The organism is Paenibacillus sp. Aloe-11, assembly GCF_000245715.1.
Classification (GTDB): Bacteria; Bacillota; Bacilli; order Paenibacillales; family Paenibacillaceae; genus Paenibacillus; species Paenibacillus kribbensis.
Genome location: NZ_JH601054.1, coordinates 41,491 through 54,882, shown reverse-complemented (window position 1 = coordinate 54,882; position 13,392 = coordinate 41,491). Strand labels below are relative to the sequence as shown.

The following is a 13,392-nucleotide window of genomic DNA, read 5'->3' as shown; positions in this document are numbered from 1 at the left end:
TACCATATATACCCGGTGATTCGGCATAGGACGTCCGATGGAAATCAGTTGCCCTGCTCTCTCATCCTCGGATACCGGCCAGATCGACGTCGCGACCGAGTTTTCGGTTGGACCGTAGCCGTTATAGTACGCTACTTGATCCTTCCACTTGTATACCAGCTCTGTTGAAGACGCTGAACCTGCAGTGAACAGAATACGCAGGTTTGGCATCCGTTCCGGCTCCAGATACACCGCATAGGTTGGCGGCAAGGCTGCCACAGTGATTTGATGATCCGCCATATATTGCTCAAAACGCTCGTAGTTCAAAATCGTCTCTGACGTTGGAACGTATAACGTGGCTCCACAGAACAGCGCCTGAAAGATTTCCCAGCAAGCCGCATCAAACGAATAGCTGGCGAACAGCAACGCATGATCCGTCGTACTGATTCGAAGAGTCTGATCAAAATACGTTTTCAGATTGCACAGACCGTGGTGCTCCAACATAACGCCCTTCGGCTGCCCCGTGGTACCCGACGTATAGATCACATACGCCAGATCGTTCGGACCGGACAACGGCTCCAGATTGGAACCATCCTCGTTGTACACCGTCTCTACTCCATCCAGCACCAGCACATGACCGTCGAAAGCTACTTTATTCACTAGATGGCTTTGTGTTAACAGCAGCTTCGCTCCCGAGTCGTCCAGCATGTAGCGGATACGCTCCTCTGGATACGTCGGATCGATTGGGACATATGCACCCCCGGCTTTCAAAATCCCGAAAATGCCCACGATCATGTCTATCGAACGCTCGGTCATCAGACCCACCAAACGATCCTTCGTCACGCCCTGACTGCGCAAGGTACGAGCCAGGCGATTTGCACGTTCATTCAGCTCGCGATAGCTCAGCAGCTCTCCTTCGAAGAACAACGCTGCCTGCTCCGGTGTCTGCGCTGCTTGCGCCTCGAACAAGCCGTGAATCGTTTGCCCGCTTGGATACTCGGCGGCTGTATCTCCCCATACGCCCAGAATTTGCTCGCGTTCCTGCTCGGTTAACATATCCAGCTCTTGCACCCGAATGTCCGGCTTCGCTGCCACCTGCTCCAGCAGCTGCACCAGATGGCCTCGAATTTGTTCTACACTTTCACGTTCAAATGTCAGTGCATTATAACCAAAGCTCATGTGAATGGTGTTCCCCGGCAGCACCACCAGGTTAAAGTCATAGTTGGTCTGCTCGACAGACTCGGCTCCTGTGATACTGAAGCTGGACTCATCATCACCGTTGCCTAATTGCTCAATTTGCTCCTCTACCGGATAGTTTTCAAAAATAAGAATATGATTAATCAAATCCTGTTTAAGCTCCGACAGTCCCTGAATTTCATACAACGGGTACGTATCGTAGGCGTGGGAAGCAATGGATTGCTGCTGATTTTGCTTCATCACGTCCGAGAACAAGCTGTCCTCTTGAGTGCTGATGCGTACAGGGACCGTATTGATAAACAGACCTATGATGTGCTCCACATTTGGAATTTCTGCCGGACGTCCAGATACTACGCTGCCAAACACCACATCATCCGTGCCATTATATTTCTGCAGCAAAATGCCCCAGACGGTCTGCATCAACGTATTAATAGTCACCTGATAACGCTTGGCTACTTGCTGAATACCAGCCGTTAGCTCCGCACCCAGGTCAAAGTCCAGACGCTCTGCCTGATACCCCGTTTTGCCCTGAATTTTTGCTTGTGGCAAGCGGGACTGTTCCTCATACCCTTCCAGATATTTGCTCCAGTAACCGGATGCAGCCTGACGATCCTGCTTCTCCAGCCATTCGATATATTGACTGTATGGCGTTACAGGTGTCAGCTCCGGCTGCTTATGAGCCAGTATTGCAAAATAGCTCGCAAACACTTCGCCTGTCACCAGCGATAAGCACCAGCCATCCATCACGATATGATGGAAGCTCCATACAAAACGGTACGCATCCTCACCTGTGCGTAAAACAGCGACACGCATCAATGCATCCTGCGCCAGATCAAAGCCTCTCTGCTTGTCTTTGTGCGTAAATTCGAGGATGTAATCGTTTTGCTTCACTTCCTCCATATCCCGCAAATCCTCTACATACAGCTCGCTGCGCTTATTCCGGTACACGACCTGAAGCGGTTCATCCTTCCAGCCACTGTAGAAATTCGTGCGCAGTGCCGTATGCCGCTGCACCAATATATCCAAACTTGCCGCAAACGCAGCAATGTTAAAATGTCCTTGCAAATCAAAGGATGCTTGCTCAAAATAAGCTCCTGATTGTGAATCCATGAGATTGTAAAAGAGCATGCCCTTCTGCATCGGGGTCAGTGCGTATACATTTTCCAGCTCACCGGTATGGGCAGCCTGCTCCGCAATTTGCTCCAGCTCCCCAATCGTCAGGCCTTTGAAGGACACATCACTCGGGGTCAGCTCCGGCTGTTCCTGAGCGACGCAATGTGCAATTACCTCTTGCAAGGTGGATTGCAGCAGGCCCGCCACCCGTTCCAGCGTTTCCTTGCGATACTGCTTGCGGCTGTAAGTGATCGTCAAGCGCAGCGTGCCTTCCGAGATCATCGCATTCAAATCCAGTGTGTACGGCAAACGGGAATGTGCATCCTCTGTCTCCCCTGCACTATAGGAGGACAACGCAATTCCGCTGTTTTGCAAATCCTCATCCACCTGGCCCAAATAGTTAAAGCTGATTTCCGGCTCTGCTGCGATCGTACGCACTTCATCCGCAGCGGACGCAGGGGACAGATAACGCCAGGTGCCATATGTCAGCCCTTTATGCGGAATTCGGCGCAGGCCTTCCTTCGTTTCTTTAATCTGCTGTGCCAGTGTCATTCCTTTGCCTGTTTCCAGCAGCACCGGATACAAGCTCGTAAACCAGCCGATCGTGCGCGTGATATCCACCTCTGGCAGAATGGCTTCCCGTCCATGGCCCTCCAGGTTCACCAGCACCTGTCCTGCACCTGTCCAGTTATGCAGCGCCAGCCCCAGCGCGGTCAGCAGCAAATCATTGACCTCGGTGTTGTAGGCACGATGGGCCTGCTTCAACAGCTGCCGGGTTTCGTCTTCGCTCCACTCTACCGTCAGCACTTCACTGTCGGCATGCAAGGAGCCTTCATAGACAAAATCCTTAGGCAGCGGAGCCATCTTGGCTTTGGCCTGCTCTACTTGCTTCCAATAGGACGCATCCGATGCAGCCGCAGAATGATGAGTGTAAGCCGTCAACTCGCGTGCCCACGTTTGGAAGGAATCCGTTTTATAAGGCAATCGTACAAGCTCGCCCTTCACCGCTTGCTCGTAGACTGTAGCGAAATCCTCAAACAGAATCCGCCACGACACCCCGTCCATCACCAAATGGTGAATGGCTATAAGTAAATGATCGCCCTCGGTTGTGCGGAACAGTCCGAGCTTGACCAAAGGTCCTGCGGACAGGTCGATGCTGCTTTGGATTTCCGTTGCTTTTGCTTCCAGAGCCTCCGCATAGGTCGCCTGTTCACGGTAATCCACCGTTTCCAGCGTATACAACGCGCCTTCATCCACACCGCGTGTCCAAGCCATATAACCGGAGGAAGCCTGACGGAAAACCGTACGCAGCGCATCATGATGCTTCACGATGTGATCCATTGCCTGGCGAACCGCCGTCTCATCAAAGCCTGTGGCGCTATAGAGCATAACCGCCTGATTAAAATGCTGCGGACACTCGCGCTCCTGGGCAAAGAACCAGTGCTGGATCGGAAGCAGCGCCGTCTCCCCGCTCACTTCACCTTGATCAGCAATACGGCTCACCTCGTGCATATGCGGTGCCAGTGTTGCGACCGTTGGATACTGGAACAGATCCTTCATATCCAGCTTGTAGCCTGCCTGAAACGCACGGGACGCGATTTGAATCGCCTTGATCGAATCGCCGCCCAGATCAAAGAAATTGTCTAAAATACCGACGGTTTGCACGCCCAGTACCGACTGCCAGACCGCCACGAGTGCCCGTTCCGGCGCCGTACGCGGCTCTGCATAATCCGCTCCGCTTTGCAGACTGCCTTCTGGCGCTGGCAGGGCCTTGCGATCGATTTTACCATTTGGACTCAGTGGCATTTGCTCCAGCTGTACAAAGTACGACGGCACCATATAGCTTGGCAGCTCCCGGCCCAGCTCACTTCTCAATTCATTTCTCAGTTCACCGGCTCCGAGCTCCTGCCCGGCCACGTAGTACGCCACCATTTGTTTTTGTCCCGTTTCATCCGCACGCGCCATAACGACGGCTTCTCGTACGGACTCCACTTTCAGCAGCTGCGATTCCACCTCGCCCAGTTCGATCCGGTAGCCCCGGATTTTCACCTGATGGTCGATCCGGCCCAAATACTCGATGTTCCCGTCCGGCATCCATCTTGCCAAATCTCCTGTCCGGTACATCCGCTCATAGCCAGCTTCCCCAACCGCAAACGGATCGGCAACAAATTTCTCCGCCGTTAGTTCCGGTCGGTTCAGGTAGCCGCGGGCTACGCCTACACCGCCAATGCACAGTTCGCCTGCAACCCCAATCGGCTGCAATTGCTCCGTTCCTTCCTGGACGATGTACAGACGGATGTTCTGAATCGGTTTCCCGATCGGAATCACCGCATATTCTTCTCCTGGCTCGCAATCGAAGTACGATACGTCCACGGTCGCTTCCGTCGGGCCGTACAGGTTGATTAGCTTCGCTCCCCCCAGGCTCGACACGAGCCGTTGGAACCTCGCCACATGCTGCGGCGGCAACGCTTCGCCGCTGGCAAATACATGGCGCAGTGTACCCAGCTTCGCTTGCATCACTTCCCGTGGCTGCTGCTCCACATACTCCAGGAATGCATGCAGCATCGCAGGCACGAAGTGCATCGTGGTGACTCCATCTCGGGCAATCGCATCGACGATGTCCTCCGGATTCTTTTCCCCGCCAACGGGCAGCAGGCTCACCTTCGAGCCAACCATCGACCACCAGAACAGCTCCCACACCGACACGTCGAAGGTGAAGGCGGTCTTTTGCAGGATCGTATCCTCCGCACTCAAGCCGTAGCGGTCATGCATCCACAAAATCCGGTTGAGGACCGAATGGTGCTCGACCATAACGCCCTTCGGTTTTCCGGTGGAACCGGAGGTGTAAATGACGTAGGCTACATGGTGCGGTCCGGCCAATGGCTCCAGATTGGAGCCGTCTTCGTGGTAAATGCCCTCACGATCCAGCACCGAATGGTCCAGGTCCAGGTCCAGCACCAGCACCTTGCCATCAAAGCTCAGCGACGCCTGCTCAGCCAAATGTGATTGCGTCAGCACCAGCTTTGCTCCCGAGTCCTCCAACATAAAGCGGATGCGATCCGCCGGGTATTCTGGATCAATCGGCACGTAGGCTCCGCCTGCTTTGAGGATCGCGTAGATACCCACGATCATTTCCAGCGAGCGCTGCACCAGAATGCCTACCGGCTGATCCGGCTGAACTCCTTCCGCACGCAGCGTCCGGGCCAAACGGTTCGCACGCTCATTCAGCTCAGCGTAGGTCAACGATTCCGCTCCGCACAGCACCGCCACTTGCTCCGGCGTGTTCGCTGCCTGCTGCTCGAACAGCGCACTTAACGTCTGGTCCTGCGGATAGGCTGCCGCTGTATCTCCCCAAACCTGAATAATCTGCGCCTGTTCTTCTGGTGTCACCAATTCGAGCTCATTCACACGGATGTGCGGATTGTCCACAATTTGCCCGATGACATGGTCGATATGACCTTGGATACGCTGCATAGCAGCTCGGTTATAAACCAGGGCATTGTATTCAAGCAAGATGGAGATATCCTCGTCAGGCACTACAATCAGGTTAAAATCATAGTTTGTTTGCTCTGCAATGGCCACGTTTGTTATGGATAAACCAGCCTGTGTGCTTATCTCACCGGAGCCGCTCGCCTGACTGATCTGCTGCCCGATCGGGAAGTTTTCAAATACCATAATATGATTAATCAGGTCTTGCTTTTGTTCGGTCAGCGACTGAATTTCGTACAACGGGAACGTGTCATACGCACCGGAAGCCAAACCCTGCTCCTGTGTACGCTGCAATATTTCAGCAAACGTTGCATTCCGCTCACTGTAAATGCGAACCGGAATCGTATTGATGAACAGCCCGATCATGTTTTCCACACCCGGAATTTCTGCCGGACGCCCGGATACAACACTGCCAAACACAACATCCTGATTATTATTGTATTTCTGCAAAATAATGCCCCACACGCTTTGCAGCAGTGTATTAATCGTTACACGTTGCTGCTTGGCAATTTCATTCAATGCCGCGCTCCGTTCTTCACCCAGCACGAATGGCAGCTTTTCCGAGACATATCCGGAATTTGAAGTCACACCGCTTCTGTCTGTTCCCTCAGCCCGTTCCATTACAGATGCCTGTACACTTTCCCCGGGCAACAAGGTCTTCTGCTCAAAGCCAGCCAGATAGTCGCTCCAATAGCGGGTTGCTTCCTTCGCATCCTGCCGTTCCAGCCATTCAATATATTGACTATACGGCTTGACAGGTGCCAACACCGGCTGCTGCTTCTCCTTCAGGGACAAATATGCACCGAACACTTCTTCTGTCACTAGTGACAAGCACCAGCCGTCCATCACAATGTGATGGAAGCTCCACACAAAACGGTACGAGCTATCAGCCGTACGGAAGACCGTTACCCGCATAAGCGCATCCTTGCCCAAATCAAAGTTTTGAGCCTTATCCCGAGCCGCAAATTCAGCTATACCGTCTTCATGCCCTCTGACATCCTCATAATGGAAGACAGGCTTTTTGTGGCGGTAGACGACCTGCAGCGGTTGACCATGCCAGCCACTGTAGAAGTTCGTCCGGAGTATCGCATGTCGGCTTACCAGCAAATTCAGACTTGTCTCAAATACATTCGGCTCGAAATGTCCTTCCAGGTCAAACGTCGCCTGTTCAAAATACACTCCTGATTCTGCATTCATCAGACTATGGAACAGCATGCCCTTTTGCATTGGCGTTAACGGATATACATTCTCCAATTCTCCAACGTCTTTTGTCTGCTCCATAATGGTGGCTAATTGCTCCAGCGTCAGACCTTTTAACAGTACGTCGCTTGGAGTCAATTCAGTCCGCTCCCGTGTAACACAATGCTCGATGATTTCAAGCAGGTTTGCTTTTAACAGGTCAGCCAGCATTTGGATCGTGTCCTTCCTGAAGGCCTTGCCGTTATACCGAATGTCCAGCTCCAGTTCGCCGTTCGTGACGAGACCGCCCACATCAAGCGCGTATTTCATCTTCGTCCGATCACTGACGACCGATCCAATCGGGTAAGGAGACATGCGAGTATCACTGTTGTGCAAATCCTGATCAAACTGTCCGAGATAGTTAAAGCTCACATGTGGCTCGGCGTAACCTGCATCGGATTGACCAACGACCTGACCGGATTGACTCAGATGCCGCCAAATACCGTAGCCGATTCCTTTATTCGGAATACGACGCAGGCTCTCTTTAACCTGTTTGATGCGTCCCGACAGACTACGATCACGACCGAGGTCCAGCAGCACTGGATATTGGCTCGTAAACCAGCCTACAGTACGCGAAATATCCATATCCGGTAAAATGTCTTCACGTCCGTGCCCCTCCAGATTGATCAGGCTGCGTTCATGACCGGTCCATGTGTACAGCATCATGCCCAATGCAGTCAGAAGCAGATCGTTCACTTCCGTGTTATATGCGCGGTATGCCTGCTTCAATAACCGTGTTGTCTCTTCTTTCGTAAGCTTGACGACTACGGTATCCGTATCAGCCAAGGTAAATCTGCCATCCTGTGCCTGATCCTCAGGCAGCCGTGCTTGATCAGCCAAAGCGGATGCGTTCAATTGCTGCCAGTAGGCGCATTCACTTTCCATTGCCGCACTATTCGCAAAAGTGGACAGTCGTCCAGACCAGGAACGGAAGGAATCCGTTTTGTCTGGCAGCTGCAGCACTTCCTGATTGACGGCTTGTTCATAGGCTGTAGCCAAATCCTCAAACAAAATGCGCCAAGATACCCCGTCCACCACCAAATGGTGAATCGCCAGCAGCAGATGATCCCCATCAGCACAGTGGAACAGGCCAACTTTGAAAAGCGGTCCTTCATGCAAACGAATACTGCTTTGAATTTCGCTGGCTTTTGCCTCAATCGCTGCGCTGAGCAAGGCTTCATCCGTCAGGTCCGTAAAGTCCAGCACATCCAGGTGATACAGCTCACCTTCCTGTAATCCGCGGTTCCATGCTTCATAGCCTTGCTCGGTTTTGCTGAACACCGTCCGCAGTGCATCGTGATGCTCTGCCAGCTTATGAAGCGCCTGACGCAGAGCCGATTCATCAAAGCCCTTCTCCCGGTGCAGAATGACTGCCTGATTAAAGTGATGGTCGTTCACCTGCTCCTGCTCTGCAAACCAGTATTGTATCGGCGTCAGCGGCACTTTTCCTGTAACCTCGCCCTGCTCGGCGGTTCTCTTGTCCGCCAGACGCAGATGCGGAGCCAGCTCCTTCACACTCGGATATTTGAACAAATCCTTTATATCCATTTTGTATCCGGCTTGAAGCAGTCTGGAGGAGAATTGAATCGCCTTAATCGAGTCGCCGCCCAGATCGAAGAAATTATCCAGCGTGCTGATTTGTCCAGCACCAAGCACCGTTTGCCATACAGCCGCGAGCGCCTGCTCCGCTGCTGTTTGCGGTGCTACATACTCAATTCCAGTCTGTAATCCGCCTTCCGGTGTCGGCAGTGCTTTGCGATCCACCTTGCCGTTAACCGTCAGTGGAATCTGCTCCAGATGAAGGAAATAAGAAGGCACCATATAGCCCGGGATTTCCTGCGCCAGCAGATTTCTCAGTTCTCCTGTACTCCACTCCCGATCAGAGGTGTAGTACGCGCACAGTACTTTTTGTCCAAATTCATCCTCGCGTGCCAACACCACAGCTTCCCGAATGGAATCGATATTTAACAGCTGAGTCTCCACTTCACCAAGCTCAATCCGGTAACCGCGAATTTTAACCTGTTGGTCAATCCGTCCGGCATATTCCAATATGCCATCCTCACGCCAGCGGACAAGGTCACCCGTGCAATACAGACGGTCTCCCTCCACCCAAGGGTTGGACAGGAATCTTTCAGCCGTCAGCTCAGGACGGTTCAGGTAGCCACGTGCAACCCCGTCCCCACCAACAACCAGCTCACCCCAAGCTCCAATCGGCTGCAGATTGAACGCCGAATCCACAACATACGCCGTCGAATTGCGGATTGGACGTCCAATCGGCACAGAATCTAGCTGTTCTTCTGTAATGTGGTATGTTGTCGAAAAGGTAGTATTTTCCGTCGGCCCATAGCCGTTAATGATGTTCATATCCGGATTATCGCGCAGTACCCGGTTAATATGCGGTGCGGACAGCACATCGCCTCCGACCAGCAAATACTTCACATCGCCGAACAGTCGACTGTCCTGCTGTGAAAGCTGATTAAATAACGGTGTGGTCAGCCACATCATGTTGATACGATGATCCCGTATCGTCTCCTTGAGCTTGGCCGCGTCCAGAAGATCATCCTTGTGCACAAGCACCAGCTGACCGCCGTTCAGCAGCGCGCCCCAGATTTCAAACGTCGATACATCAAATACAAACGCGCAAGTCTGCAGCATTCGCGTCGATTCATCGAACGGCACATAATCCGTATTGCGCACAAGACGCACGACACTTTGATGCTCAACGACTACGCCCTTCGGCTTGCCTGTGGAGCCTGAGGTATAAATGACATAAGCGGCATGATGACCCGCGCCAGCAATCTCCAGATTGGAGTCATCCGGGCTGTAAGACGTTTCATCATTCAGATTGACAATCTGTCCGTCAAAATAGCAGCGGTCCAGCAAATCCTGCTGAGCCAGCAGCAGCTTGGCTCCCGAGTCCTCCAGCATATAGCGGATACGGTCTTCCGGATATTGAGGATCTACCGGAACATACGCGCCTCCAGCCTTCAAAATAGCCAGCGTTCCGGTAATCATATCCAGCGAGCGCTCGGTCAGAATACCGACAGGTTCATCCGCCTTGACTCCTGCATCCCGCAGCGTATGTGCCAATCGGTTGGCCGCTTCATTAAGCTCCCGATAGGTTAGAGATTGATGTCCCAAAGCTACGGCCATATGATCCGGCGTCCGCTCAGCCTGCTCCTCAAACAGCTTTTGGATCGTCTGATTGTGCGGATATACAGAAGCAGTATCATTAAACGACGCTGTAATCTGTTGTTTTTCCGACACCGTGACCAATTCCAGCTCTTCAACACGAACATGCGGGTTGAGCGAAATTTGTTCCAGCAGACGCGCAAAATGTCCATGCAGACGCTCAATGCCTGCCTGATCAAAACTAAGCGCGTTATACATAAAACGAATCTTTATGCCTTCTCCCGGCATAACGGCTACGTTCAGATCGTAGTTGGTTTGTTCTGTAGCCACCACGTTTGAAATCGTAAATAGTTCCTGTCCTTCGCTTCCCAGTTGCTCTACCTGCTGCTCCACCGGATAATTTTCAAATATCATAATATGATTGATCAAATCCTGCTTCTGCTCGGTAAGCGCCTGAATTTCATACAGCGGGAAGGCGTCATAGGCATTGGAGGCCAGCGCCTGTCGCTGTGTTCGCTTCATCAGCTCGACAAAGGCTTCGCCCTTTTCTGACTGCACGCGCACTGGGATCGTATTAATAAACAACCCGATCATGCGCTCCACACCCGGAATATCACCTGGACGACCGGATACAACGCTGCCAAACACGACATCCGTACTGTTGTTATATTTTTGCAGCAGGACGCCCCATACTGTCTGAATCAATGTGTTGATGGTCACCTGATTTTGCTTTGCCACCCGTTCAATCTGAGCGACCAGCTCTGGCTGGAAGTCGCATTCCAGCTCTCCGGCGACATATTCCCCGGCTTGTGTGGATTTAGGCTGCATTTTTTGCTGTGGAAGCGTAATTTGCTGCTCATAATCAGCCAGATACCCGCTCCAGTATTGCAGGGACGCCTCACGATCCTGTCGCTCCAGCCATTCGATAAAGCGACTGAACGGCGTGACAGGCTCCAGCACTGGCTCCTGACCTGCACGAAGTGCCAGATAGCTGCCAAATACCTCCTGCGTCATAAAGGACAAGCACCAGCCATCCATCAAAATGTGATGGAAGCTCCAAATAAAGTGGTACGTTTCATCCCCGGTTTGCAGAATGGAGACACGAATGAGTGCATCCTCTGCCAGACGGAATCCTTTGGCTTTATCTGCAAGGATAAAAGCTTCAACCCGAGCTTCACGTTCCTCCTTTTCCAGTCCGCGCAAATCTTCGTAATACAAGGCTCCGCTGCGGCTGCGGAAGACGACCTGCACAGGCTCATCCTTCCATGAACTGATGAAGTTCGTCCGCAGTGCCTCATGTCGTTGGACGAGCAGATCCAAGCTTTTGCCAAAAGCAACCACATCAAAATGCCCATTCAACTCAAAGGTTGCCTGCTCAAAATAAGCCGCAGAATCCGTGTCCATCAGACTGTAGAAAAGCATGCCCTTTTGCATTGGTGTCAAGGCATACACATTTTCCAGCTCACCCAGATCCCGCGTATCTTCCACCAACTGCTCCAGTTCGTCCAGCGTGACGTTATTTAACAGAACATCACTTGGGGTCAATACCGTTCTTTCCTGGGCGACACAATGGCTAATCACCTCACGCAAGCCAGCTCCCAGCAGTTCTCCAAGCCGTGCAATCGTTTCATGACGGAATTGCGTTGTGCCGTAACGAATCGTGAAAAACAGTTCGCCATCCTCAATCACGCCATTGATATCCAGTGCAAAATCCATAGCCGCATTTGTGCTGACAGGCACACCGATGGAGTAAGTGGAAGGCTCCAGATCATTGCCTTTGTAATCCTGATCAAACTGACCCAGATAGTTAAAGCTGATCTCTGGCTCCACCTGGAGCTTCACACCTGCTTGCGCAAAAGCATTCGTATTTGACAGGTATCGCAAAATACCGTAGCCAATGCCTTTTTGCGGGATATGTCGCAGCCCTTCCTTGACCTGTGTGATCAAACGAGCGGTGTTTCCGCCTTGTCCCAGACTTCCATCCAGTACAACCGGGAACTGGCTCGTAAACCAGCCAACTGTGCGCGTAATATCCACATCCGGCAAAATGGCCTCCCGTCCATGGCCCTCCAGGTTGACCAGCACCCGTTCAGAACCGGACCAGTCATATACGGCTTTGCCGAGTGCAGCCAGCAGCAGGTCATTCATTTCCGTGTTATACGCGCGGTGAGCCTGCTTGAGCAGCAAATCCGTTTCCTGCTTCGTCCAGCGGACTGTGACAACCTCACTGTCTCCAAGCAAGGCATGATCGTTGGCAAAATCCTTCGGTAACGGCTTCACCATGCTTGCTTCCGCTTGTTCGATATGCTGCCAGTAAGCAAGCTCCCGCTCCATCTCCGCACTGTTCGCATAAGCTGACAGATGCTCGGCCCATGTCTGGAACGAATCTGTTTTATGCGGCAGTCGAAGGGCTTTGCCTGTTTTACCTGCAACAGCCTGCTCATAACCAGATGCCAGATCCTCCAGCAAAATACGCCACGAGACGCCGTCCACCACCAAATGGTGAATAACGATTAACAAATGATCGCCTTCAGCGCATTGGAACAAACCGAGCTTCACAAGTGGACCCTCGCTCAAATGAATGCTGGCTTGAATTTCACTCGCCTTGGCTTCCACAGCGCCAGCTTCGTCTTCAACCCCGCTGAAATTGACAATGTCCAGTGTATATGGCTCGCCTTCCTCTACACTGCGGTTCCAAGCTGCGTAGCCATGCTCTGTCGCGCGGAATACGGTACGCAATGCATCATGATGCTGCACAATTCGTTCCATAGTATAGCGCAGCGCGTCTACATCAAAGCGTCCAGCTCGATACAGCATCATCGCCTGATTGCTGTGATGCAGGTCAACTGGCTGCTGCTCGAAGAACCACCGTTGAATAGGTGCCAGCTCTACCTTACCTGCTGCCTCTTCCTGACTGGCGATTTTGCCATCTGTGCGGAGCAAAGGACTCAGTGAAGCTACCGTCGGATTGCTGAACAGGTCTTTCATGTCCAGTCGATAGCCTGCCTGCAGCAAGCGGGACGATACCTGCAGCGCCTTGATCGAATCGCCGCCCAGCTCGAAGAAGTTACCCTGCGTGCCTACCGCTTCCACGCCGAGCACTCCGGCCCATACCGAGGCCAATACCTGCTCGACCGTGGTACGCGGTGCTACATAGGCTGCGCCCGTATGGATGCTGCCTTCCGGCTCCGGCAAGGCCTTGCGGTCGATTTTGCCGTTGCTGGTCAGCGGGATCGCGTCCAG

At 52.6% G+C, this 13,392-nt stretch carries 1 protein-coding gene; it reads right to left on the bottom strand.

The genetic code is table 11. The annotated features are described in order from the left end of the window. Positions 1–13,392 (bottom strand): non-ribosomal peptide synthetase (locus WG8_RS11520; RefSeq protein ID WP_007430353.1); only part of this gene is annotated, 13,392 nt, incomplete at both ends.